The sequence below is a fragment of the Roseovarius sp. THAF27 genome (genome assembly GCF_009363655.1).
Taxonomy (GTDB): domain Bacteria; phylum Pseudomonadota; class Alphaproteobacteria; order Rhodobacterales; family Rhodobacteraceae; genus Roseovarius.
Genome location: NZ_CP045393.1, coordinates 2,125,666 through 2,150,334 on the forward strand (window position 1 = coordinate 2,125,666; position 24,669 = coordinate 2,150,334).

Sequence of the window (24,669 nt, forward strand, 5' to 3'; positions counted from 1 at the left end):
CGCTATATTCCTTTTCTTTCAGTCATACCGGCGTCTCCGCCCAACAACCGCGCATGAGCCTCGAGCGCGAAACGGTCCGTCATTCCCGCGATGTAGTCGCTGACCAGCCGCGCCAGTGCCGTCCGGTCCGGGGCATCAGCCACGTTTTGGCGCCAGCGCTTCGGAAGAAAGTCGGGATGCGACATGTAGAACGCAAAGAGGTCCTCGACCACTTTTGTAACACGGCTGCGCATCTCCACCACTTTAGAAGCCCGGTACATCCGCTTGAAAAGGAACGACCTTATCACCTGCAAGTCGGCCCACATCCGGTCGGAAAACCGGATGACCGGACGCCCGAGGTCACGGACGGCCTGAGGGTCTGGCGGCGCGGCCTGTTGAAGGATGGCGTGAGAGGTCTCGATAACGTCTGTCACCATCACACCGAAGACGCGCCGCAGCGCCTCGTGGCGACGGCGATACGGATCAAGGCCGGGATATTTCGTGTCGACCTCGCGGTAACAGGCGCCCACAACCGGCAGCTCGGCGATTTCCTGCTCGGTGAAGAGCCTGGCACGGAGGCCGTCGTGCAGGTCATGATTGTTGTATGCCACGTCATCAGCCAGTGCGGCCACCTGTGCCTCGGCGCTCGCATAGGTGTGCAGTTCGAGGTCGTGCTTTGCGTTATAGTCCGCAAGCGCATATGGAAGCGCACCCGTCACCGGACCATTATGCTTGGCGATGCCCTCGAGCGTATCCCAGGTGAGATTGAGCCCATCGAACTCGGCGTAGTGGCGTTCCAGCGACGTGACGATACGGATCGCCTGCGCGTTGTGATCAAAGCCGCCATAATCCGACATGAGCCTGTCAAGCGCGTCTTCGCCGGTATGGCCGAATGGCGTGTGGCCCAGGTCATGAGCCAAGGCCACCGCTTCGGTCAGTTCCACGTTAAGCCCGAGCGCACCCGCAATCGTGCGCGCGACCTGCGCAACCTCGATCGAGTGTGTCAGCCGCGTGCGGAAATAATCGCCCTCATGTTCGACGAAAACCTGAGTTTTGTGCTTGAGGCGGCGGAAGGCGCTGGAATGGATGATACGATCCCTATCCCTCTGATAACACGACCGAAACGCGCTTTCTTCTTCTGGGTAGAGCCGCGCCCGAGCGCGCGCCGGGTCCGAGGCATAAGGGGTATGCATCGCCTGTTTCCTTGTCGTCCTGTCCCAGCGTTCGTATATTCGATGATGAACTGCAAAGAAACCTCGAGGATCGCCAGATGCAGATGCCCCCCAAAGTGACGCAACGCGCCTATGAACGCCTTGCTGAAATCGGTGCTGGTGAGCAGGGTCAGGCCTTGCGCGTCGCCGTCGAAGGCGGCGGTTGCTCCGGTTTTCAATACGACATCAAGCTGGACGCGCCCACGGGCGATGACTTGGTGCTGGAAGGCGCAGAAGGTCAGAAGGTGGTCGTGGACAGCGTCTCGCTACCCTTCCTTGCGGGCGCGACGATTGATTTCACTGAAGAGCTGATCGGTGCGCGCTTCACGATCGACAATCCGAACGTTACGAGCGCCTGCGGCTGCGGTACGTCGTTCTCGATGTGACCTACTCGGCGGGCACCGCCGCTTTCGGCAGCGGCGTTCGCACCTGGTCCCACACCAACCAGGCCCCCGCGAGGATGAGCAGTGACGCGCCAAAGAACACGCCGGCTCCGGTCGGCTCTCCGAAAGCTACCGTGCCGAGTGCCACCATCCAGAGGAATTGCAGGTTCATCAGTGGTGTGACGACATAAGCCGGCAGTATTCTGAGCGCGGCCACCAGCACCCACCTCGCAGCGAAGAGAAGCGCGGCATAGCAGACGATCCACATCACGTCGCCCCATCCCATCGGCACGAACACGAAGGGCAGGACACAAGCCATGACTGCCATCAAGGCGGCGTTTGGATAGAAGACCTGTGACAACAATCCTGCTGGATCACGCTGTCCGATGTATCGCGACGAGACCATTGAGATCGCCCCCATCGTCACCGCGAGTAACGCAACCAGATGACCTGTTCCGAAGCTGTGAAAGCCGCTTGGGAACAGCGTTGTCATGCCTACTAGCCCCAACAGCAGCGCTCCCCAGACCTGCCCGCCCGGCCGTTCTTGCAGCACAAGACGCGACAACAGGGCGGCGAGGATCGGGATGATGGCGATGAACAGGAAGACCTCGGCAAAGGGCAAAAGCTTGAAGGCATAGAAAAAGGCACAGGTGCCAATGACTGTCGCAACGGCCCGCAGGGCCATCACCCGGGGGCATCGCGTTTTCAGAACGGTCGTACCTGCCGACTTCCGACCTACAAGCAGGCAGAACAGTGCCACCAGCCCACCGGAAAAGGCGAACATCTGCGGAGCTGCATAATTGGCCGAAAACAGCTTGGTTATGGCGTCGGCGCCGGTGATCAGCAGGGTATACGCGACAGTCAGTACGACCCCGAGGGCCACAACTTCGGTTGCGCGCCCCGTCACGCCAAAAACTCCTGCGCCGACGCGCGCGAGAAATCGTGGAAGAATACATCGAAGTCGATGGCACTCTCGGCGGCCTCGACAACGTCGCGCGCCTCCAGCGACAGATGTGGGTCGACAAGGTTGCGCATCGCGGACCAGTCGCCATTGCGCACCCCGTCCAGGCGATAGATGCATTCGGACAGCTCTCTCAGCGGGGCCGCGTGGGGCTTTGGCGCCGTGAAGCGCACGCCACCTTCCGGCAAGGAAGCACCAAAACCGCCCAAGCCTGCGGTCGCCAGGAACCATTGGACCATCAGGTACGGGTGATAGTCGTCCGACATCCAGCCCGTCGCGTCGGCCTCGAGCACGAAATTCCTGGCCTGAGCGGCAAGCCAACGCTCCCATGTCTGGGGAGGGACCTGCCCCGCGAACCGCAGCGCGATGCAAACCTCGGCGAGCAGGTCCAGGTTCATTTCGAGAAAGGCGATCGTGCCGGCGAATGTCAGGCTTTCGACGAAGGCCGCGGGCAAGTCAGGGTCGCGTTGGCCATACTCTGAAAGGTAGAACACGATATGCGTAAGTTCGTACGCCGCTTTCTTGTTCGGCAGCGCGAAGGTCGCCCTACGGCTTCCGAAAGCCCGCAGGCGGTCGTCAAGCCCGGCATCACCCGACACCGGATCAACGCCACGGCGCAAGCACAGCCGCCGGGCCTCGGCGCGCTGAAGGTCCGAAAGTTCCGCGCCGACCAATCCTTCGGACGCCACCCATTCGGCCGCCCGGGATGCCTTTGTCCCGGCAAGGCCCAGGTCTTCAAGGTCCAGGCCAAGCGACAGCAGAAATCTGTAGTATTGCGGGAAAAAGCCCAGGCGCCGGTCCAGCGAGTCGTAGACGGCATCGAACGGACTCAACGCCTCGCGCGGCAAGGTCGTGCCGGTGCTGACCATGATGTTCAGGACTTCGGCGTTCTCCTTGAGCCAGAAGACATCGGTCTCGGGCCGGCGCTCACGGGCGAAGCATTGGATCAGTGCGCTTTGTCGCGCCTGCCGCGTGGTTTGGCGGAACGGAATATCGAGGTGTACGACGGATCCCATGGGTCTGATATCCTTGTGTTCTAGTTCCGTTCCGCCCGGAGCTTACAGGCTCGACGTGAAGGCGCCGACAACCTCGCCTTCATCCGCGCGCGCGGCGCGTACCGGGCCAAGGCTGGAGGTAAAGAGTTCCACCGAGTCGCCGGCACCTGCGTCGGACGTCGCACGCGGCGCAAGACTGGACGTAAACGCCTCGACGGCGTCGCCCGTCATGCGGCTGGTCTCGGCAACCGGGGCCAGGCTGGACGTGAACATTTCGGTCTGAGAACCGTCCAGCATGTCGCCGGAGGCGTGGAGCGAAGAAGTGAACGCCTCGACCGCGCCGCCGTCGTGCAGGCTGGTCTCGTTGGGCTTTGTTTCGAAGGCGGTTTGAGCTTTGAGCAGTGCAACCATCGGTAGTCTCCTTGTTTGGTCAACACCTAAAACGGTTACACGCAAAACGGGACTTTCAAACAGATTTTCTCGGAAAGCGAGTTATCCACAGGCGACCTTGTCCGTTAACTTTTTTAGGACAGCCTTGCCTGTATTTACGGGCGCTGCTTTGCAGCGCCCGTAAAAAATTGTTTTCCACAGGGCCACAAAGCTGTGGATATCTTGCTTTCTGTTTCCAAACTGAGCCGAATCACCCCCCGGAAATTACGCTAACGAAATGACCAAGCCCGCTTGCCTCCCGCGCGCCGCTGCGCGATAGATCAAGCCAGATCAGGAGGCCTGAATGAAGATTGCCAGTTTCAACATCAACGGCATCAAGGCGCGGCTCGACGCCTTGACCAACTGGCTGGACGAGGCTCAGCCGGATGTGGCGGTGCTGCAGGAGATCAAGACGGTCGATGAAGGTTTTCCCCACGCGCCTTTCGAAGAGCGTGGATACAACGTCGAAACCCACGGTCAGAAAGGGTTCAACGGCGTCGCGATCTTGTCGAAACATCCGCTGGAGGACGTCCAGCGCGGCCTGCCAGGGGATGACGAGGATGAGCAGGCCCGATGGATAGAAGCGACCGTGATGGGCGAGGCGACGTCGCTGCGCATTTGCGGGTTGTACCTGCCCAACGGAAACCCCGCACCGGGCCCGAAATACGACTACAAGCTGGCCTGGATGGCGCGTCAGAAAGCGCGCGCGGCCGAATTGCTGGCGACCGAGGAACCATTCCTGATGGCCGGTGACTACAACGTCATTCCTCAGGACGAAGATGCCAAACGTCCCGAGGCCTGGCGTGAAGATGCCCTGGCGCTTCCTCAGAGCCGCGCGGCCTTTCGCGAACTTGTGGCCATGGGATTCACGGAAGCGTTCCGTGCTCGCGTGCAGGGTCCCGGACATTACACGTTCTGGGACTACCAGGCTGGCGCGTGGAACCGGGATGACGGGATACGCATCGACCATTTCCTGTTGAGCCCTCAAGCCGCCGACAGGCTGACCGACACCGCAATAGACAAGGACATCCGCGGACGTGAAAAGCCCTCGGATCACGTCCCGATCTGGGTGGAACTGGACGTGTAAAGTGTTTTGCTTTTGACCTGAGCCATCAGCGAAACGCGTGCAACGGTTGGCTGTTGTGCCGCGTTTGGCGGGTAAGCTGTGATCCAGGTTTATCGCGAATCGCTTTGGATTTCGTCCGTGGTCACATCGTAGCCGTAGATCCAGTCGAATTGGCCGACCACGCGCCCCGGCAGAAGCGCTCCTCCAAGCCGGAGTGCGGTATGTGCGGCAAGCCGTAGCGGCGGAAAGCTGAGATGGTACTTCCACGCGTTGCCGCTGGCCGTCTCGACGACACGGCGGACACGGTCCGCCCGCATCTGCTGATACGCCACGAGAGCGCGGTTCAAGTCCTCGCCTTCCTGCAGGCAACGACCAAGCGCAAACGCGTCCTCGAGCGCCATGTTGGCCCCTTGCGCCATGAACGGGAGCGTCGGGTGCGCCGCGTCGCCCAACAGAACAACGCCACCGGCAAACCATTTGCCGGCAACGGGGTGCCGGAACAGCCCCCAGCGATGCACGCGCTCGACCCGTTCGAGCAGAGCAAAGGCGTCGGGGCAGAAATCTCCGAAGGCAGCCCGCAGGTTTTCGGGAGTGTCCTCAGTGTGCCAGCTTTCCTCGTGCCAGTTCGCGCGTTCCTGAACCGCCACGATATTCCTTAACCGTCCGCCGCGCAGGGGGTAGGTCACGAGGTGACGATGCGGTCCCATGAAGACCTGCGCTTCGGGCTCTGCGCCGGTTTCGGTCACAAGGGCACGCCACGCCACCTGCCGTGTGAAGAACGGTGCAACCGTTCCATTCAGGGCTTGGCGTGCATGCGATTGCAATCCATCCGCGCCGACAAGAAGATCAGCTTCGACCACTGTCCCGTCGCCCAGGGTCGCGGACGCCCCCTGCCCCGTGTGCACCGATGCGACCTGCTGGCCAAGCGCGATCTCGACCCCTGCATTGCGCGCGGCGCGCTCGAGGATATCCACCAGATCCGCGCGATGAACGAAATGGTAGTCTCCGCAGGGCAGCCGGGCGAGGTCGAGCCGAACCACGTCATGCCCCTTGTAGTCCCGAAGGCGCACCGCCTGGCCGCGTACCGATTTGGCGCGCAGGGCATTGCCAAGCCCAAGCTTCTCCAGGACGACAAAGCCGTTCGGGCTGATCTGCAGGCCGGCTCCGACTTCGCCGATTTCAGGCGCCTGCTCCAGCACACGGACCTCGGCGCCGGCGCGGCGCAAAACAAGTGCCACCGCGAGGCCTGCGATCCCGCCGCCGATAACGACGGATTTCAAAGTCGTGATGTTCATGGCCGCCCCTTGAAAGCGCAAAGCGCCGAAGCTTGGCTCCGGCGCTCGGTCTTCAGGAAAATTCCAGCGCTTCAGTCGTCGCGGTGGACCTTTTCGCGCCGCTCGTGGCGTTCCTGCGCTTCGAGGCTCATCGTGGCGATCGGGCGGGCGTCGAGGCGCTTGAGGCTGATGGGTTCGCCGGTCACTTCGCAATACCCGTACTCACCTTCGTCGATCCGGCGCAGCGCCGCATCGATCTTCGCCACCAGCTTGCGCTGACGATCTCGCGTCCGAAGTTCCAGCGCACGATCGGTTTCCTCGCTGGCGCGGTCCGCCACGTCGGGAATGGCGCGGGTGCCGTCCTGAAGCCCTTCGATGGTGTCGCGGCTGTCCTCCAGAAGTTCGCTCTTCCAGTTCAGCAACTTGCGACGAAAATACTCGACTTGCCGTTCATTCATGAACGGCTCGTCTTCGGCCGGAGTATAGTCCTCCGACAGAACAACGTCCTGTTTCATGTCCATTCCCTCTTTCAGGTCGGCGTCGGTCACCCAACTTCCCCCAAAGAAATCCACCTTGTGGCGTGCAATTACACGCGCCTTGCCGGATTGTCACTACACAATTGCCCGCCATTGATGTGAATTCTCCAAGACACTAGGGTGCAGCGAAAATTCCATGCAGACCATGCGTTACGCCGACATCCTCAAGAAAAGGGAAGCCCATGAAATTCGAAGGCACCGATGCCTATATCGCCACCGACGACCTGACCGTCGCCGTGAACGCCGCCGTTACGCTGGAGCGGCCCCTTCTGGTCAAGGGAGAACCGGGGACGGGCAAGACCGAGCTGGCCCGGCAGGTCGCAAAAGGGCTTGGGGTGCCGATGCTGGAGTGGAACATCAAGTCCACGACCAAGGCGCAGCAAGGTCTTTACGAATACGACGCGGTGTCACGCCTGCGCGACAGCCAGCTGGGCGAAGAACGCGTGCACGACGTGCGCAACTACATCCGCAAGGGAAAGCTATGGCAGGCGTTCGAGGCCGACCAGAAGCTCGTTCTGTTGATCGATGAAATCGACAAGGCGGATATCGAGTTTCCGAACGACCTGCTGCAGGAACTCGACCGGATGGAATTCCACGTCTACGAGACTGGCGAAACTGTTCGCGCGGCACAGCGCCCGATCGTCATCATCACGTCGAACAACGAAAAGGAGCTGCCGGATGCTTTTCTGCGACGCTGCTTCTTTCACTATATCCGTTTTCCCGACGTCGCGACCATGAAGCAGATCGTCGAAGTGCATTATCCGGGCATCAAAGAGAAGCTCCTGACCGAGGCGCTGACCCAGTTCTATGACATTCGCGAACAGTCCGGGTTGAAGAAGAAGCCATCGACATCGGAAGTGCTCGACTGGCTGAAGCTGATCCTGGCCGAAGACCTGAGCGCCGAGGACCTGAAACGCAATGGCGCCGACGCCCTGCCCAAGCTGCACGGTGCGCTGTTGAAGAACGAACAGGATGTGCATCTCTTCGAGCGGCTGGCCTTCATGGCGCGACGCCAAAGGTAGGGCCGCCTCGCGAAAGCCGTGGCAGACGTTGCCGTCAGATACGTGTCCCACGCCTAAGGTACGTGAAACGCGCAGATCATTCTCACGGCACCTTGCTTGAAAAACTGGCGGCGATCTTTCGGCTGAGGCGCCGCTGACTGGCGATTAGGCCACAGTTTTACCTTTTTTGCTCCTCACCCGAGACGAAGTAGGAGGCGATTTCCAGTACCGTCCGGTAGGTTTGTTCAGCAGCAGGGCACATTCGCGTGCGGGAAACGACACGCATCAGCCCTTGGGAAGACATCGAAGGACGGCAGGCTTTCCGCGACGGGGTTCTCTGCCACTTGGGAATTTACAGGCATCGGGGACCACATGCGCCGCGTCATACTTCCACTGTTCCTCATGCTGGGCGCATGCGTCCCCAGTCCGTCCAGCGAAATGCCGTCACGAGCCGCAACACAATCCACGGCGTCATTGCCGGCACTCAAGTCGTTCTCTGCGCCCAGGCCAGTTGCACCGACACGTTCGAACACGGACATCGGGCGCGACTTTCTCGAACTGTCCTTTCAGCTGGAATCCGGTCGCAAATTGCAGAACTTCTCGCGTTTCGAGGGGCCGATTTCCATTCGCGTCACGGGCAAACCGCCATCGACACTGATCCCGGACCTCAATCGGCTGGTCCATCGGTTGCGGACCGAGGCGCAGATCGACATCGCGCGGGTGCGATCTGAGACCGCCAACATCACCATCGAAGCCGTTCCCCGCGCGCAAATTCGCCGGCATCTGCCCAAAGCAGCCTGCTTTGTCGTCCCGAACATCAGCCGCCTGTCCGACTACCGCGCGGCAAGAAACAAACGCCTGACAAACTGGAGCAAGCTGATCAAGCGCGAGAAGATCGCGATTTTTCTTCCCAACGATGCGTCTCCTCAGGAAGTGCGCGACTGCCTGCATGAGGAAGTGGCGCAGGCGCTCGGGCCTCTGAACGACCTCTATCGCCTGCCTGACAGCGTATTCAACGATGACAATGTGCATACCGTCCTGACCGGCTTCGACATGCTGATCTTGCGGACCTATTATGCGCCCGAGTTGCACTCGGGGATGACCCGCGCGCAGGTTGCGGCACGCCTGCCCTCGATCCTGTCGCGGCTCAATCCACGGGGTGACAGCATTCCGCCGCGCCAGGTTTCCTCGACTCCCCGCGCCTGGGTCAAAGCGGTTCAAACCGCGCTCGGCCCGGGGGCCGGACATTCGCAGCGGGTCGTGGCCGCGGGCGAGGCGTTGCGCATCGCCGACGCCATGGGATGGCACGACCATCGCCGGGCTTTCTCGCATTTCGCCATGGGGCGGCTGACCCAAGACAGCCAGCCCGACACCGCGTTCGAGCATTTCCGACTTGCGGAGAGGTTCTACAGCCAGACACCGGGTACGGAGTTGCATCGTGCCTACTCCGCCTCCCAGCTCGCCGCGTTCGCGATCGGCGAAGGCAACGGCACTTTGGCGCTCGCCATCCTGTCTCCTCACCTGGCCATTGCCGAACGTCACGAGAATGCAGCGCTTTTGTCGACGCTTATGCTGCTGCGGGCCGAGGCGCTTGACCTCGAAGGCCGCGTCGCGGAGGCGCAGTCCGTACGGCTGGACAGTATCGGCTGGGCGCGATACGGCTTCGGCGCGGACTGGGCGGTGCGGGCCAAACTGCGCGAAATCTCGTCGCTCAGCCCTTTGAAGTGATCTGACGGGAAAAAACATGATCGTAGTTTTCGGGGCCATCCTGGGCATCAGCCTGGGTGCATTCACCGCGTGGCGGCGCAAGGGGCGCGTGGCGGACATCCTGCTCTATGCCACGATCTATGGCCTGATCTTTACCTTGCTTGGACTTTTCGCGACACTGGTCATCCACCGCATGTCCATTTGAGGTAACGATGTTCCTGCCCTTCTTCGAAAATCTCCGGAAGTCGGGCCTGCCTGTGTCGCTGCGCGAATACCTGACGTTCCTGAAAGCGATGAACGCCGGGCTTGTGACCTATGACATCGAGGGGTTCTATTACCTCGCACGGTCCGCGATGGTGAAGGACGAGCGCCTGATCGACCGCTTCGATCAGGCTTTCGCCGCCAGTTTCAAGGGGCTTGAAGCGATCAGCGCGAGTGACGTTCTGAACGCGGTCGAAATCCCCCAGGAATGGCTGGAGAAGCTGGCGGAAAAGCACCTGAGCGAAGAAGAACGCGCCGAGATCGAGGCGCTAGGCGGGTTCGACAAGCTGATGGAGACGCTAAAAGAGCGCCTGAAAGAGCAGCAGGGCCGCCACCAGGGCGGGAACAAGTGGATCGGCACGGCAGGCACATCGCCCTTCGGCGCTTATGGCTACAACCCCGAAGGCGTTCGGATCGGGCAAAAGGAAAGCCGGCACCGGCGGGCGGTCAAGGTCTGGGACAAGCGCGAGTTCCGCAACCTCGATGACACGATCGAACTGGGCACGCGCAACATCAAGGTCGCGCTCAAGCGCCTGAGACGCTGGGCGCGGGACGGGGCCGAAGAGGAACTGGACCTTGACGGAACAATCCGTGCCACCGCCGAGCATGGCTATCTCGACGTCAAGACGCGGCCCGAGCGGCGCAATGCGGTCAAGGTACTTTTGTTTCTCGATGTGGGCGGCTCCATGGACCCGCACATCAAGCTGGTGGAAGAACTCTTTTCCGCCGCGCGGGCCGAGTTCAAGCATCTGGAATACTATTATTTCCACAACTGTCTCTACGAAGGCGTCTGGCGCGACAATCGCCGCCGCTGGGACGTGCAGACACCGACCGACGAAGTGCTGCGAACCTATGGCCCGGACTATAAGTGCATTTTCGTCGGCGATGCCTCGATGTCGCCCTACGAGATCGCGTATCCTGGCGGCGCCAACGAGCACTGGAACGCCGAAGCGGGTCAGGTCTGGTTGAACCGGGCCCGTGCCCAATGGCCCGAACATCTTTGGATCAACCCGGTGCCCGAGAAATACTGGGACTACACGCACTCTATCGGCATGATCCGCGATATCTTCGAGGGCCGCATGGTGCCGATGACACTGGCCGGCATCGAAAACGGCATGAAGGAACTGGGCCGCTGACCACAAGGTCGATACGCGGGTTCTTCCGCGTCTCGTCCGGAGTATTTCTGCCAACCAAAGCAAGGCCAGTGGACAAGGGCAGCCCGGCGTGACAGGGACTGCGCATGGCTCCGCGCAAGATCATCATCGACACCGATCCGGGGCAGGATGACGCCGTCGCCATCCTGTTGGCGCTGGCAAGCCCTGACGAGATCGAGGTGCTTGGCATTACCTGCGTGGCGGGTAACGTGCCGCTGGGCCTGACGACCAGAAACGCCCGCATCGTCTGCGAGCTTGCCGGGCGACGGGATATCAAGGTCTTTGCAGGCTGCGACCGCCCCCTGAAGCGTGACTTGATCACGGCCGAACATGTGCACGGCAAGACGGGGCTGGATGGGCCGGTTCTGAGCGATCCCGTCATGCCGTTGCAGGAAAAACATGCGGTGGACTTCATCATCGAAACATTGCGCTCCGAACCGAAAGGCAGCGTTACCCTTGTTCCCATCGGACCGCTGACGAATATCGCGGCGGCCTTCGAGCAGGCACCGGATGTGGCGGGCAACGTCGCAGAGGTCGTTCTGATGGGCGGCGCTTATTTCCAGGTGGGCAACATCACGCCCGCAGCGGAGTTCAACATCCACGTGGATCCGGAGGCCGCGGCACGTGTCTTTGGCTCGGGTGCCCCACTTGTGGTCATGCCGCTTGACGTCACGCACAAGGCGCTGGTCACCCGGGCGCGCAACGATGCCTTTCGAGCCATCGGGAACCGTGTGGGCGAAGCGGTCGCCGAGATGACCGATTTCTTCGAACGGTTCGACCGCGAAAAATACGGCTCGGAAGGCGCGCCGCTGCACGATCCCTGCACCACGGCTTACCTCATGAGGCCAGAATTGTTTTCCGGCAGGCATATCAATGTCGAGATCGAGACGACGTCCGACCTGACCCTGGGCATGACCGTCGCCGACTGGTGGGGCGTGACAGATCGCGCGCCCAACGCGCTGTTCATCGGGGACGTTGACGCCGATGGCTTTTTTTCGCTGCTGACCGAAAGGCTTGCACGTCTATGACCAAACTGACCCTTGCCGCGCTGGAAGACCTGGATCGTCTGGTGCCTTTGGTGGCGGCGTTCCATGCCGAAGAAGGGATTGCCCAGGACGAGGCGACCCGTCGGGCGGCGCTTACGCCGCTGCTGGAAGGATCGCCCCACGGTTGCGTCTATCTGGCCGGACCGAGACGCGCGCCGATCGGCTACGTGATCGTCACTTTTGGCTGGTCCGTGGAGTTCGGCGGCCTCGACGGGTTCGTGGACGAAATCTTCATCCGGCCGGGTGTGCGAGGCCGTGGTATCGGATCGGAAATCCTTTTGGCGTTGCCCAAGACCTTGGCGAAGGCAGGCATGAAAGCAATCCATCTGGAGGTCGACCGGGGCAACGAAGCCGCGCGCCGGGTCTATGAAAAACTGCGGTTCGAGTCGCGGGAGAATTACATGCTGATGACGCGCAAGCTCTAGCGTCGGCGCAAAATGCACCTATGTTTCAGGCATGACCCTGCGGATTCCTTTCGACAATTCCTATAGCCGCCTGCCCGAACGCTTTTACACGCGCCAAGACCCGGCGCCGGTCAAGGCACCCAAATTGATCGCTTTCAACCAAGCTCTTGCGCATGAGCTTGGGATCACACCGGGATCTGACGAGGAATTGGCACAGATTTTCTCGGGCAATGCCCTGCCGGACGGGGCCGATCCACTGGCGCAGGCCTATGCAGGTCACCAGTTCGGCGGGTTCTCTCCACAGCTCGGCGACGGCAGGGCAAATCTGCTGGGCGAGGTCGCGCGGAATGGCGACCGCTTTGACATACAATTGAAGGGTTCGGGTCCGACACCCTATTCCCGCATGGGAGACGGGCGGGCCTGGCTCGGTCCGGTTCTGCGGGAATACGTCGTGAGCGAGGCCATGCACGCGCTCGGCGTCCCCACCAGCCGCGCGTTGGCCGCCACCCTGACCGGAGAGCAGGTTTTCCGCGAAACCGGCGCCCTGCCCGGTGCCGTGCTGACCCGCGTGGCCCGGAGCCACATCCGCGTCGGCACGTTTCAGTTCTTTGCCGCGCGCCGCGACATTGCCGGCTTGAAGGACCTTTTCGAGTATGTCGTGAATCGGCATTATCCGGATGTCGAAGGCCCCCACGAGCTACTTCAGGCGGTAATGGCGCGGCAGGCCGAACTTGTTGCGCAGTGGATGTCGCTTGGTTTCATTCACGGCGTCATGAACACCGACAACACCACGCTGTCCGGTGAGACAATCGATTATGGCCCGTGCGCTTTCATGGACACCTACCATCCCGACACAGTGTTTTCATCCATCGACATGCACGGCCGGTATGCCTTTGCCAACCAAGCCAATGTGATCGTCTGGAACATGGCGCAGCTGGCAACTGCGCTGGTGCCCCTGATGCCGGACCAGGACGAGGCTGTGGAGGAATTCACCAAGACCGTGCATGCAATGCCGGAGCAAGTTCACATAGCGTGGCGCAAGCGCTTCGGCCGAAAGATCGGACTTGCGGACGCCTCGGTCGAGGACGAGCCGCTGATCGTATCGTTGCTGGACAAGATGGCCGCCAACAGGGCCGATTTCACCAATACCTTCCGCGCCTTGAGCGACGGCAAGGCGCGGGATCAGTTCCTTGATCCCGGTGACTTCGATACCTGGGAAACGGAATGGTCCAGGCGCCTGGAGCAGGAACAGGAACAGGATCCGGTAAGCTCCATGAAGGAGGCAAATCCGGTCTACATCCCGCGCAACCACAGGGTCGAGCAGATGATCCAGACGGCACTGGGCGAGGATCTCGCTCCCTTCCATCGGATGCTTGACGTCTTGTCGGACCCGTACCAACCCCGGGACGACGCTCGGGATCTGGCGCGCCCGCCCGAGCCGTCCGAGGTGGTCCAGCAGACGTTCTGTGGAACCTGAGCCTAGCTTGAGCGGTTCTTGTCGCGGTTTCGGCGCAGCCTGCGGAAAAATCGCGGATTGCGGCGCACGAATTCGTCGATGAAGGATCCGATACCGACATGACGGCCTTTGAGATAACCATACCCGGCTGCCGCGCCCAAAAGCGCCCCTACCGTGTTGATGATGAGGTCGCCCATCGTGTCGTCCAGGCCAGACTTTTGCATGTTCAGCCCAAAAGCCTGATCCATCGCGAATTCGAAGATTTCCCAGACAGTCCCGATGGTCATGGCAAAACAGAATGCGAGAAAACTGAGTTGCAGGTGCGGTGCGGCGAAACGATCGCCCTGGAACATCATGAAGACGAGCACAAAGCCGATCAGACCAAACGCGACGGCCGAGGTGCCATGCATGGCGATGTCCCACCACCAGAACCGTTCGTAGAAATTGAAGACTTCGCCAAGAAAAAGCGTTGCCGCAACGAAGATGACCACGACCGCGACGAATGTCGGAGGAACATGCACCTGGGCCCAGTTGGCCACGACCACCGGAGCCATCGACAGGCCCAAAGTTGCCAACGCAACGAAAGCAAGTTCGAAACGCAGCAAAGCCACCGCCCATATGACTGCCCCGGCCAGTGCCAGCCATATGATCCGCGCCAGCCAAGTCTGATCTGCAAACATGGGGTACGCTCCGTCACGGCTCCTGCCAACGTGTTAGCATGAAAATGCCGCGCCTGAGAATTGCAACCTACAATCTGCAGAAATGCGTGGGACTGGACATGCGCCGCCGGCCGGATCGAAGCCTTCAGGTGATCAATTCCCTCGGGGCGGACATCGTGGTGTTGCAGGAGGTAGACAAGCGCCTGCCGCCGCGCCCCGCGGCCCTGCCCCATGATCTGGTCGAGCGAGATGGATGGAAAATCCTGCCATTCGGCGCACCCGGTGGCTCTTTGGGATGGCATGGCAATGCGATGCTGGTGCGCGCGGACCTGAGCGTTCTGCACACCCAGCATCTTGATCTGCCCGGTCTGGAACCGCGTGGCGCGATACTGGCCGAGATGAAAACGCGACTTGGACCTTTACGCGTTGTCGGGGTGCATCTGGGATTGGTGCGCCGCTATCGCCTTCTTCAGATCAAGGCCGTGCTGCGTCACGTTGCCCGGCGTCCCGCGATGCCGCTTATCCTTGCCGGGGATTTCAACGAGTGGGGGAATCGTGCCGCCATCGACTCTGCGGCACGCGGTGTCTCGTTTGCCCTGACGCCTCCCAGCTACCCCGCCCCGCGCCCCTTGGCGCGGCTCGACCGGATCGCGCATTCGGCCACGCTTGCGACAGTGGCGACTGGCACATTGCGCGAGAGGCCCGCGCATATCGCCTCTGATCACCTGCCGGTCTGGGCCGACCTCGAACAGTCGCAGTGATCGGGCCGTCAAAACTCTGGATTTCCAGAAGCGTTCCCGTTATCCAACGCCCCGGATACGCACAGAAGGCCGGCATGACAGAGACCATAATCGACCGTTGCGAGGCCAAGGGCCTGCGGATGACCGACCAGCGACGCACCATCGCCATGGTTCTGGAAAATTCGGATGATCATCCGGATGTAGAAGAGCTTTATTCGCGGGCGAGCGGCCGCGATCCAAAAATCTCGATCGCCACGGTATACAGGACAGTGAAACTTTTCGAAGAGGCCGGAATCATCGAGAAGCTGGAATTCGGCGATGGGCGCGCACGTTACGAAGATGCCGAACGCGATCATCACGATCACCTGATCGACATGCACTCGGGCGAGGTCATCGAGTTCGTCGATCCCGAAATCGAACAATTGCAGGAAAAGATCGCCGCCAAGCTGGGCTACGAGTTAAAAGGTCACAAGCTCGAACTCTACGGCGTGCCGCTCCGCAAAGAGTAGTTGGCGGCCGCTACCGGCTTGTCTCTGCGTTGAAAGCCGCCTATCGCTCCGGCGGGGCTGTCGGGCGGAGATTATGGACAACATTCGCGGAATACTTCTTGTGGTATTGTCCATGGCGGCTTTCACCGTCGAGGACATGTTCATCAAGAAGTTGTCCGCGGATATCTCCGTTGGGCAAATCCTGTTCTTCCTGGGGCTGGGCAGCGCTACGGTGTTTGCGATCATGGCGCGTCTTGGCGGGCATAACTTGTTCGCCCGCGACGCCTGGCGTACGCCGCTGATTGTGCGCGCCTGCTGCGAGGCGGGTGCGGCGCTGGCCTTCACCACGGCGCTATCACTCGTCGACATTTCCGTTGTTGCTTCGGTTTTTCAGGCCACGCCTCTCTTCATCACCATGGGCGCCGCGATATTCCTGAAAGAAGATGTCGGTTGGCGCCGGTGGAGCGCAATTCTGATCGGGTTCATGGGCGTGCTGCTAATCATTAGGCCAGGCCTGGAGGGGTTCGACCCCGCGGCGTTGCTGGTGCTTGTGTCGGTGACTTGCGTGGCCGCGCGAGACCTCATTACGCGGCGGATTGATGTGAAGGTTTCCTCCACGGTCGTCTCGTTCCAGGGCTTTGCCGCGGTTGTCCCGGCGGGATTGTTTCTTGTCACGCTCGGTCCCCAAAGCGTTTCCACGCTGACGCCCGCGCTTTGCTCCATGATCGGCGGCGGCATCGTCTTTGGCGCATTCGGGTATTACGGTATCGTGGCGGCCATGCGCATGGGCGACGCCGCGGTCGTGACGCCCTTTCGCTATACGCGGCTGTTGTTTTCCCTCTTTGTCGGCGTCGTGGTGTTTTCCGAACGGCCGGACATGCTGACGTTACTTGGCGCGGCATTGATTATCTCTACCGGCCTCTACACGTTTCTGCGCGAACGGCGGCTCGCCAGGCAGGCACGGCTGGCTGCGTAAGAATGCAACGCCCGGCAGGATAATTAGACTGCCACACATTTTGAATTTTCACGGCGCCCAAGGCAGCGCTTATTCTCTACGAAGCAGTAAACAAAAATAATGGAAAATCGATGCAGGCTCAAAAACTCGCGGAAGCTTTTGTCACCACCGAAACCGAGGGCTACAACTTGGCAAACCTGCAGGCACCACGCGTTGCAGAGCGCAAGTTCGCCAAGGGAAAGCGCGGTATCTGGCTGCGCCGGGTCGGCACCTTGGCACGGTGGCTCGACGAAAATGATGTGGCGGTTTCCAAAGAACTGGTGCGGTCCTACGAGATCGACATTCTCGCGCGCGTGAGAGCGGGCATACCTTTGAAGTACCATTTCCGCGCTCTCAACAACCTGAGGGAACTGGTTCGTGCCAACATACTCTTTCCAGAACTTGTCGACGGTTCGGCCGAACCCAGAACCATCATAGATCTTTCGGCGGGCGCCTGCGGAACCTACGAAGTGTTCAGTCACTTCGGCCATGACGTGACGGTTTGTGACTTTTATCAACCGGATGGGTTCAACAATGTTCGTGACTCCTATGCCGCGATACACGAGATTCTGGGCATCGAGTGCCGCCATTTCGACGGGCGTAGCCTGCCCTACGGATTTGCTGACGACAGTTTCGACATTGTTCTGTGCCATCAGGCAATCGACGCCTACGGACCCGTCCAGTACTGGTATGACGCGATTGACGAAATGTTGCGGATTGCGCGCTGCTCAATTGGACTGGTCCTTAACCCGGCACATCCAAAGACGGCGGAAACACGGGCAGCGGCCCGCACGTTCATGGAGCATATGCGCACCAGACACGGTGCCACCTTTTCGGAGTGTCCCGAAACCGGCCTGCCCGCCATGCGTATCGACAAGACCTGAGCGCATCCTGACCGCTCTCGGCCGGGATTGACGAAGACCGCGCATTCGCCACGCGTCGCAGTTCCCATTCGCTTTGGTTCTTGCTATGGCACCGGCAACATCATTTTGCCAAAGGGTCTCACATGAGCATCATTCTCGACATCCACGCACGCGAAATCCTGGACAGCCGCGGCAATCCGACGGTCGAGGTGGACGTGATACTCGAAGACGGCACCATGGGCCGCGCCGCGGTGCCGTCGGGCGCCTCCACCGGCGCCCATGAGGCCGTCGAGAAACGTGACGGTGACGCATCCCGCTACATGGGCAAAGGCGTGCTTGAGGCCGTGGCCGCCGTGAACGGCGAAATCGCGGATGCCCTAGCCGGTTTCGATGCGAGCGAGCAGGTCGCAATCGACGAAGCAATGATCGAACTTGACGGAACGCCGAACAAGGAACGCCTCGGCGCGAATGCAATCCTTGGAGTCAGCCTCGCGGTGGCGAAGGCCGCTGCCGATTTTTCGATGCAGCCGCTCTTTCGCTATGTGGGTGGCACCTCGGCCCGCACGCTGCCTGTGCCCATGATGAACATCATCAATGGCGGGGAACATGCCGACAATCCGATCGACATCCAGGAATTCATGATCATGCCGGTCAGTGCGGGCAATGTCCGCGATGCCGTGCGGATGGGCGCGGAGGTATTTCACACGTTGAAGAAGGAGCTCTCTGGCGCAGGTCTGTCGACCGGGATCGGCGACGAGGGCGGTTTTGCTCCGAACATCGCTTCGACGCGCGACGCGCTGGATTTCATCCTTCGCTCGATCGAGAAGGCCGGCTACGCGCCCGGCGAGGACATCTATCTCGCGCTCGATTGCGCCGCGACGGAGTACTTCAAGAACGGGAAGTACGAGCTTGCGGGAGAAGGCAAGTCCCTCTCGCCGGAAGAGAACGCCGCCTATCTTTCGTCTCTCGTGTCAGATTATCCGATCGTCTCGATTGAGGATGGCATGTCCGAAGATGACTGGGACGGCTGGAAAACCCTGACCGACCAGATCGGGGACAAGGTGCAACTGGTGGGCGACGACCTTTTCGTCACCAACCCCGAGCGCCTTTTGGACGGAATCAAGCGCGGCGTCGCGAACTCCATGCTGGTCAAGGTGAACCAGATCGGCAGCCTGACCGAGACGCTTCAGGCGGTCGAAATGGCGCATCGCGCGGGCTATACCAACGTCATGTCCCACCGTTCCGGCGAGACCGAGGATGCCACCATTGCAGATCTTGCTGTCGCCACGAACTGCGGTCAGATCAAGACCGGCTCGCTGGCGCGGTCCGACCGGCTTGCGAAGTACAATCAACTGATCCGGATCGAGGAGGCGCTCGGCGATACAGCGATCTACGCAGGTCGCTCGATCCTGCGGGATTGACGTGACCGCCGAAGACATCATTTCGGCGTTTCAGCTGGTCCCGCACCCCGAAGGCGGATATTATCGAGAAACGTGGCGCGCGGTAAATGACGGCCGGGCCCATGGGACCGCGATCTACTTCCTGCTGCGCGAACAGGACCGCAATCGGTGGCACAAGGTCGACGCCACCTAGATCTGGCATTTCTACGGTGGAGCACCGCTTGTCCTGTCGATGTCCGGCGACGACGCGGGTCCTGTGCAGGACGTGCTGCTGGGCTCCAACCTCACCGCCGGAGAGCGCCCCCAGGTAATAGTGCCACCGGATTGCTGGCAAATGGCCCGGTCGACCGGCGAGTACACGCTCGTTGGGTGCACCGTTTCCCCGGGATTCACGTTCGAAGGATTCACATTGGCGCCTGACGACTTCGATATCCCACGCTAGTCGCGCAGGGCCTTCACGAACGCTAGTAGGTTCTGCGTCGACTCATCCTTGTCGTCGGGGGCGACGTCTCCCGCGACGAGCGGTTCCATTTCCTTTGCAAGCTCTTTTCCCAACTCGACGCCCCATTGGTCGAAGGAATTGATTCCGAGAATGACACCTTCGACAAAGACGCGATGCTCGTAAAGCGCGATGATCTGGCCAAGCCGGTATGGCGTCAGCCTGTCATAGACGAGCGTCGTTGACGGCCGGTCGCCGGGAAAAACCCTGTGTGCCGCCTGCATCTCCAACTCTTGCCCGATGAAGCCGGCCTTGCGCATCAGGTCACGCGCCGTCGCGATATCCCGACCGCGCATCAAGGCCTCGGACTGCGCGAGGCAATTGGCGAGAAGAAGACGATGATGATGGTCCAGTTCGGCTTCATGCCCGAGCGCGGCAACCATGAATTCGCACGGGACAACCTGCGTTCCCTGATGGATCAACTGATAAAACGCATGTTGACCGTTCGTCCCCGGCTCGCCCCAGACAACCGGACCGGAGCCGGTCTGAACGAGGCTGCCATCCATTTGGACGCGTTTGCCGTTACTCTCCATTTCCAACTGCTGGAGATAGGCCGGCAAGCGCGACAGGCGCTGGTCGTAGGGCAATACCGAACGGGTTGGATGTTCGCACACGTGGCTGTGCCACAAGCCCGTCAAGGCCAGCATCACCGGCATGTTGCGATCCAGTGGCGCATCGCGGAAATGGGCATCCATGGCCGCGCCGCCCGCAAGGAATTCGTCGAACCGTTCCGGCCCGATCGCCAGCATCAGCGCAAGCCCGATCGGCCCCCACATAGAGTACCGCCCCCCGACCCAATCGTCGAAGCCGAAGACCCGCTCTGGTGCGATGCCGAAATCCGATGTCTTGTCCTCAGCCGTCGATACGGCAACGAACTGCGCCGATGGATCTCCGCCATGCCGCTCCATCCAGTGCCTAGCGGTCCAGGCATTCGTCATGGTCTCGATCGTGGTGAATGTTTTCGAGGCCACGATAACAAGCGTGGTTTTGGCGTTCAGCCCCTGGAGGCAATCCGAAATATCCGCCCCGTCGACATTCGAGACGAAATGGCAGCGTGGGCCATCATGATACGGGCGCAGCGCCAGGGTGCCCATTTCGGGACCAAGGTGCGAGCCGCCAATCCCGATGTTCACGACGTCGGTTATCGCGCCACCTGCCCCGCTGTGCCGCCCTGCACGAAGGTTATCGGCAAAGGCACGCATACGTCCCAGAACGTCGCGCACGCCGGGCATGACGTCTGCGCCGTCGACCTTGATGACGGTATCCTTGCCGGCGCGCAGCGCGACATGCAGCACCGCACGTCCCTCGGTGCGGTTGATGGCCGCGCCGCCGAACATATCTTTGCGCCGGGTCTCGACCCCACGCGTCTGCGCGAGTGTCAGCAGCCCGTCGCGGGCGTCCTCCGTCATCGACGTCTTGGCATAATCGAAGAGCATGCCGTCCGCAGACACCTGGAAACACGCCGCCCGATCCGGCGCCTTCATGAGTTCGTTTATCGAGGCGCCCGCCTCTGTTCGCAACTCGGCCCAGATCATCCGTCTTCCCCTTGCTTCACACGCCCCGGACCGATTGCATCCATCACGGTGCCCAATGGACATCCGTTTCGTCGAGGATCGCCACGACAGGGGCTTGTTCCGGTTGGCAGGTCCTGGCCCGCTCCAGTGCTTTTCGCTTCTCTGGGCCGGTAATGACGATGTGCTTGGCCACCGCCGCATTCAGAACCCGCGCGGATAGCGTGACGCGCACATCCTCCACTTTCGTGGGGCGCATCGGCATCAGCACCGGTGCGTTGCGGGCCAGTGCGAGTTCAAGGCCCTCGGTGCCCGGAAAAAGCGAAGCCGTGTGCATGTCTGCGCCCATGCCCAGCAACAAAACGTCGATCGGCAGATAGGGCTGGACCCTAGATTCAAGCTCGGCCAACACAGGTTCGGGCGCTTCGGCCCTTGCATAGAGCGGGAGGTAGTTCGCCTTGGCCGCCCGGCCCACAAGCAAACGTTCGCGCACCATTTTCGTGTTCGATCGAATGTGCACCTCCGGGACCCAGCGCTCGTCGCTGAGGCAGATGTCGATGCGGGACCAGTCTAGATCAGCGTCGCACAGAACGTCGAAGACGCCGCCGGGGGTGCTACCGCCGGGGACAACGAAAAGCGCCCTATCTTCGTGCTCCAGTGCCGTGTTCAAATCACCTGCCAACTGGTTCGCAAGATTGATCGCCAGCATCTCCTCGTCCGCATATTCGATCACTCTCATGCGCGTATCTCCCGCCAGCGGCGCCCGTCGCGATGCATCAACATCAATGCGTCGTCGGGGCCGGAACTTCCTGTCGCGTAGCTGAGCGGTGCGCGCCCCGACTCCTCCCATTGCGATATGATGGGATCGATCCACGCCCATGCGGCCTCGACCTCATCACCGCGCATGAAGAGGGTTTGATTGCCTCGGATCACATCCATGATCAGCCGCTCGTAGGCATCCGGGAAATCCGCCTCTTCCGGTCCAAGAGCCTCTGCAAATGTCATGTCGAGAGGCACATCTACCAAGCGCATACCGCCCGGACCGGGCTCCTTGATGGTCACGCCCAGCTCGATCCCCTCGTTGGGCTGCAACTTGATCGTGAGGATGTTGCGATGCCGGCCCGCATCTGCCCCGAAGATCGAGTGCGGCGCGTCTTTGAAGACGACCGCGATCTCGCTGGCCCGGTCGCGCAAGCGCTTTCCGGTGCGCAGGTAAAACGGGGTACCGGCCCATCGCCAGTTGCTGATCGTCGCGCGCAGGGCCACGAAACTTTCTGTCGTACTGTCGCGGTTGCCGACTTCGTTGCGATAGCTTCCGGTCTCTCCCGAACCTTCATACTGACCGCGCACGGCGTCTTCAGGGGCGACAGGATCCAGTGCGCGAATGACTTTCAGCTTCTCGTCGCGCACCGCATCGGGATCGAACTTTGCGGGCGGCTCCATGGCGATGAGACACAAAAGCTGCATGATGTGGTTCTGCATCATGTCGCGCATCGCGCCGGAGCGATCGTAATAATCGCCACGGCCGCCAACCCCGACCTTCTCGGCCACGGTTATCTGGATGTGATCAACATACTGGCTGTTCCACAGCGGTTCGAACAGCGTATTGCCGAACCGGATCGCCATCAGGTTCTGCACCGTTTCCTTGCCGAGGTAGTGATCGATTCGGTAGATCTGGTGCTCGTAGAAGTACTTGGCGATGGTCGCATTCAGCGCTTTCGCGGTGCTCAGGTCACGACCGAAGGGTTTTTCCACGACAATCCGGCAATTGGGACAATCCAGACCATGCTGATGCAGTCGATCGGCCAGGTCGCCGAACAGGGTGGGCGCAACTGAAAAATAGAAAGCGCGAATTTCGGTATCGCGCAAGAAACCCTTCAATTCGGACCAACCCGCATCGCCTTTTGCATCGATTGTCACGAAGTCCAGGCACTGCAGGAAACCGTCAAGAATCTCGGTATCGCGCGCCGCCTCGGGCTCGAACTCGGTCACGGCCTCTTTTGCGAATTCGCGATATTCGACCGCGTCCATGTCGCTGCGCGCCGCGCCTATCACACGGGCATCCTCGTTCATCTGACCCGCCCGAAACCGGCGGAAAAGCCCCGGCAGGATCTTTCGCCGGGCCAAGTCGCCCGTCCCGCCAAAGATCACGAGGTCGAAAGGGTCTACCGGAATGACGCGCGAAACCATGGTGTTCTCCTGCATTCGACATGAGACTATGCGGCGATCACGAAGGTGTCACCTGCCCGATATCGACTTTATAGGCAAGAAACGACAGGTTATGCGAGAAAGGTAAATGAAATTCGGGTGATAGACGGATGAAAGATACAGCAGTCCCAAGCGCCAATGGCGGGAAATTCATCGACCCGGACTTTACCGCCGACGGACAGGCGCGCGCCCGTGTGGCGCTGAAACGGCCCCAGACGCTTTGGTTCAATACCGGTACGCTGTGCAACATCACTTGCGCCAACTGCTACATCGAAAGCTCACCCAAAAACGACCGTCTTGTCTACATCACCACGGCCGAGGTCGAAGAGTATCTTGATCAACTGGCCGAGCGCGACTGGCCGGTGACGGAGATAGGCTTTACCGGCGGCGAGCCTTTCATGAACCCCGAAATGATCGAAATGGCGCGGACGTGCCTGAATCGCGGTTTCAAGGTCCTTATCCTGACGAATGCGATGCGCCCCATGATGCGTCCGAAGATGCAAAATGGACTGCGCGCCCTGAACGCGGAATTCGGCGCGCTGCTGACATTGCGGATTTCCGTCGATCATCATTCCGAGGCGCTGCATGACGAAGAACGCGGAAGCGGCAGTTTTTCGCGTACCTTGATTGGCATGTCATGGTTGCGCGACCAGGGTATCCGCATGGCCGTGGCAGGCCGAAGCGTCTGGAACGACACCGAAGCGCAGTCGCGCGCGGGGTATCAGGCGTTCTTCGCGTCCAACGGGTTCGACATCGACGCATACGATCCCGCAATGACGGTGCTTTTTCCGGAAATGGACGAATCGGTCGAGGTACCAGAGATCACCACCGCGTGCTGGGAGATACTGGGAAAATCACCGGACAGCGTGATGTGTGCATCGTCGCGCATGGTGGTCAAGCGCAAGGGGACCGGCCAACCTGCAGTACTGGCGTGTACGCTCTTGCCATACGACGAAGAGTTCGAGCTTGGCACCACGCTGGAAGATGCCGAGAGAGACGTCGCCCTGAACCACCCGCATTGCGCCAAGTTCTGCGTCCTGGGCGGCGCCAGCTGCTCCGGCTGAGCGCGGATCATTGTTCGCCGCGCTTTTTCCGGATCGCCCCGCCGATGAACCCGCCGACCGCGCCTGAAGCCACGATCAACCAGCCCGGTGCTCCCAGGTCCCATCCCACCAAGAGCGACAAGCCGTACCCTATCAGCGCGGCCACGGCGCCTACGAGCGCGAAACCCAAGGGCAAACCAAGTTTTTGCATAGGCTTTCCTTTCCGTTTGCGTGATCAGAAACTGGGGCAGCCTGGCCGACAAGGCAACCCTTCAGCCATCCGCCCTGCCACCGGCGCTGAGGGCAGTAAATCATTTCCAGTATCTAGCTCTACTCAGGCGTGGTCACGATGAACATCCCCTATGTAGAAGGCAAAACGGTGGCTCGCTTTGACGGCAGGC

General features: G+C 60.8%; 26 protein-coding genes and 1 pseudogene. 16 read left to right on the plus strand and 11 right to left on the minus strand.

The genetic code is table 11. From position 1 onward, the window contains the following. Positions 1 to 2 precede the first annotated feature (2 nt). A complete protein-coding gene (locus FIU89_RS10530; protein ID WP_152492543.1) occupies positions 3 to 1,172 on the minus strand; it encodes a deoxyguanosinetriphosphate triphosphohydrolase in 1,170 nt (389 codons plus the stop codon). 77 nt (positions 1,173 to 1,249) lie between these two features. Here FIU89_RS10530 and FIU89_RS10535 point away from each other — a divergent pair, with 77 nt between their 5' ends. Beyond that, a complete protein-coding gene (locus FIU89_RS10535) occupies positions 1,250 to 1,576 on the plus strand; it encodes an iron-sulfur cluster assembly accessory protein (protein ID WP_152492544.1) in 327 nt (108 codons plus the stop codon). A 1-nt stretch (position 1,577) separates the two neighbouring features. Here FIU89_RS10535 and FIU89_RS10540 read toward each other — a convergent pair whose 3' ends face one another. Genes FIU89_RS10540 through FIU89_RS10550 form a run of 3 tightly spaced genes read right to left on the minus strand, consistent with a single transcriptional unit; the run spans position 1,578 to position 3,940 of the window. After that, a complete protein-coding gene (locus tag FIU89_RS10540; protein WP_152492545.1) occupies positions 1,578 to 2,480 on the minus strand; it encodes a DMT family transporter in 903 nt (300 codons plus the stop codon). Beyond that, positions 2,477 to 3,550, minus strand: coding sequence for a hypothetical protein (locus FIU89_RS10545; protein WP_152492546.1), 1,074 nt, complete (start codon positions 3,548 to 3,550; stop codon positions 2,477 to 2,479). Before FIU89_RS10545 ends, FIU89_RS10540 begins: the two co-directional genes overlap by 4 nt. A gap of 42 nt (positions 3,551 to 3,592) precedes the next feature. Beyond that, complete coding sequence (locus FIU89_RS10550; protein ID WP_152492547.1) at positions 3,593 to 3,940, minus strand: DUF6749 family protein; 348 nt, start codon at positions 3,938 to 3,940, stop codon at positions 3,593 to 3,595. Between the two features lie 322 nt (positions 3,941 to 4,262). On the opposite strand from FIU89_RS10550, the gene xth reads away from it, so the two are divergent. Beyond that, on the plus strand, positions 4,263 to 5,045 hold the full coding sequence (gene xth / locus FIU89_RS10555; protein WP_152492548.1) for an exodeoxyribonuclease III: 783 nt from the start codon (positions 4,263 to 4,265) through the stop codon (positions 5,043 to 5,045). Positions 5,046 to 5,134: 89 nt separating this feature from the next. Here xth and FIU89_RS10560 read toward each other — a convergent pair whose 3' ends face one another. Together FIU89_RS10560 and dksA are read right to left on the minus strand one after the other, a co-directional pair. After that, complete coding sequence (locus FIU89_RS10560) at positions 5,135 to 6,319, minus strand: FAD-dependent monooxygenase (RefSeq protein WP_152492549.1); 1,185 nt, start codon at positions 6,317 to 6,319, stop codon at positions 5,135 to 5,137. 71 nt (positions 6,320 to 6,390) lie between these two features. Continuing rightward, positions 6,391 to 6,813 (minus strand): RNA polymerase-binding protein DksA, encoded by a 423-nt coding sequence (dksA, locus tag FIU89_RS10565; protein ID WP_152494486.1) that lies wholly within the window; start codon positions 6,811 to 6,813, stop codon positions 6,391 to 6,393. A gap of 203 nt (positions 6,814 to 7,016) precedes the next feature. On the opposite strand from dksA, the gene FIU89_RS10570 reads away from it, so the two are divergent. From FIU89_RS10570 to FIU89_RS10595, 7 genes are all read left to right on the plus strand, one after another. Continuing rightward, the gene (locus FIU89_RS10570) at positions 7,017 to 7,856 is read left to right on the plus strand and encodes a MoxR family ATPase (RefSeq protein WP_152492550.1); all 840 of its coding nucleotides are present in this window, start codon (positions 7,017 to 7,019) and stop codon (positions 7,854 to 7,856) included. Positions 7,857 to 8,207: 351 nt separating this feature from the next. Then, the gene (locus tag FIU89_RS10575) at positions 8,208 to 9,563 is read left to right on the plus strand and encodes a DUF2927 domain-containing protein (protein WP_152492551.1); all 1,356 of its coding nucleotides are present in this window, start codon (positions 8,208 to 8,210) and stop codon (positions 9,561 to 9,563) included. A 16-nt stretch (positions 9,564 to 9,579) separates the two neighbouring features. After that, positions 9,580 to 9,747: a hypothetical protein gene (locus FIU89_RS22280; RefSeq protein WP_172978086.1), complete on the plus strand. Its 168-nt coding sequence runs from the start codon at positions 9,580 to 9,582 to the stop codon at positions 9,745 to 9,747. Positions 9,748 to 9,754: 7 nt separating this feature from the next. Then, complete coding sequence (locus FIU89_RS10580) at positions 9,755 to 10,939, plus strand: VWA domain-containing protein (protein ID WP_152492552.1); 1,185 nt, start codon at positions 9,755 to 9,757, stop codon at positions 10,937 to 10,939. Positions 10,940 to 11,043: 104 nt separating this feature from the next. Beyond that, positions 11,044 to 11,985, plus strand: coding sequence for a nucleoside hydrolase (locus FIU89_RS10585; RefSeq protein WP_152492553.1), 942 nt, complete (start codon positions 11,044 to 11,046; stop codon positions 11,983 to 11,985). Further along, positions 11,982 to 12,428, plus strand: coding sequence for a GNAT family N-acetyltransferase (locus tag FIU89_RS10590; protein ID WP_152492554.1), 447 nt, complete (start codon positions 11,982 to 11,984; stop codon positions 12,426 to 12,428). The genes FIU89_RS10585 and FIU89_RS10590 overlap by 4 nt, the downstream gene beginning before the upstream one ends. Before the next feature lie 31 nt (positions 12,429 to 12,459). Then, positions 12,460 to 13,884 (plus strand): YdiU family protein, encoded by a 1,425-nt coding sequence (locus FIU89_RS10595; protein WP_152492555.1) that lies wholly within the window; start codon positions 12,460 to 12,462, stop codon positions 13,882 to 13,884. Positions 13,885 to 13,886: 2 nt separating this feature from the next. Here FIU89_RS10595 and FIU89_RS10600 read toward each other — a convergent pair whose 3' ends face one another. Further along, the gene (locus FIU89_RS10600) at positions 13,887 to 14,543 is read right to left on the minus strand and encodes a hypothetical protein (protein ID WP_152492556.1); all 657 of its coding nucleotides are present in this window, start codon (positions 14,541 to 14,543) and stop codon (positions 13,887 to 13,889) included. 38 nt (positions 14,544 to 14,581) lie between these two features. Here FIU89_RS10600 and FIU89_RS10605 point away from each other — a divergent pair, with 38 nt between their 5' ends. From FIU89_RS10605 to FIU89_RS10630, 6 genes and pseudogenes are all read left to right on the plus strand, one after another. Then, complete coding sequence (locus tag FIU89_RS10605) at positions 14,582 to 15,283, plus strand: endonuclease/exonuclease/phosphatase family protein (protein ID WP_152492557.1); 702 nt, start codon at positions 14,582 to 14,584, stop codon at positions 15,281 to 15,283. A gap of 74 nt (positions 15,284 to 15,357) precedes the next feature. Beyond that, a complete protein-coding gene (locus tag FIU89_RS10610) occupies positions 15,358 to 15,771 on the plus strand; it encodes a Fur family transcriptional regulator (protein WP_152492558.1) in 414 nt (137 codons plus the stop codon). 73 nt (positions 15,772 to 15,844) lie between these two features. Then, positions 15,845 to 16,726 (plus strand): DMT family transporter, encoded by an 882-nt coding sequence (locus tag FIU89_RS10615; RefSeq protein WP_152492559.1) that lies wholly within the window; start codon positions 15,845 to 15,847, stop codon positions 16,724 to 16,726. A 110-nt stretch (positions 16,727 to 16,836) separates the two neighbouring features. After that, the gene (locus FIU89_RS10620; RefSeq protein WP_152492560.1) at positions 16,837 to 17,628 is read left to right on the plus strand and encodes a methyltransferase domain-containing protein; all 792 of its coding nucleotides are present in this window, start codon (positions 16,837 to 16,839) and stop codon (positions 17,626 to 17,628) included. Between the two features lie 122 nt (positions 17,629 to 17,750). Then, positions 17,751 to 19,028, plus strand: a complete 1,278-nt coding sequence (gene eno / locus FIU89_RS10625; protein WP_152492561.1) for a phosphopyruvate hydratase — start codon at positions 17,751 to 17,753, stop codon at positions 19,026 to 19,028. A 1-nt stretch (position 19,029) separates the two neighbouring features. Further along, a pseudogene (locus FIU89_RS10630) lies at positions 19,030 to 19,449 on the plus strand (cupin domain-containing protein). On the opposite strand, the gene pgi reads toward FIU89_RS10630, so the two are convergent. From pgi to zwf, 3 genes are all read right to left on the minus strand, one after another. Further along, positions 19,446 to 20,990 (minus strand): glucose-6-phosphate isomerase, encoded by a 1,545-nt coding sequence (gene pgi, locus FIU89_RS10635; RefSeq protein WP_254701871.1) that lies wholly within the window; start codon positions 20,988 to 20,990, stop codon positions 19,446 to 19,448. The pseudogene FIU89_RS10630 and the gene pgi overlap by 4 nt on opposite strands. A 94-nt stretch (positions 20,991 to 21,084) precedes the next feature. Then, positions 21,085 to 21,756: a 6-phosphogluconolactonase gene (gene pgl / locus FIU89_RS10640; RefSeq protein WP_152492563.1), complete on the minus strand. Its 672-nt coding sequence runs from the start codon at positions 21,754 to 21,756 to the stop codon at positions 21,085 to 21,087. Continuing rightward, positions 21,753 to 23,207 carry a glucose-6-phosphate dehydrogenase gene (zwf, locus tag FIU89_RS10645; RefSeq protein ID WP_152492564.1) on the minus strand — a complete coding sequence of 485 codons (1,455 nt, stop codon included), beginning with the start codon at positions 23,205 to 23,207 and terminating at the stop codon, positions 21,753 to 21,755. The genes pgl and zwf overlap by 4 nt, the downstream gene beginning before the upstream one ends. Positions 23,208 to 23,335: 128 nt before the next feature. Here zwf and FIU89_RS10650 point away from each other — a divergent pair, with 128 nt between their 5' ends. Continuing rightward, positions 23,336 to 24,289 (plus strand): radical SAM protein, encoded by a 954-nt coding sequence (locus FIU89_RS10650; protein ID WP_152492565.1) that lies wholly within the window; start codon positions 23,336 to 23,338, stop codon positions 24,287 to 24,289. Positions 24,290 to 24,296: 7 nt separating this feature from the next. Here the strand turns inward: FIU89_RS10650 and FIU89_RS10655 are convergent, their stop codons facing one another. Then, entirely contained in the window at positions 24,297 to 24,479 is a 183-nt protein-coding gene (locus FIU89_RS10655; RefSeq protein ID WP_152492566.1) for a hypothetical protein, read from the minus strand. Positions 24,480 to 24,669 lie beyond the last annotated feature (190 nt).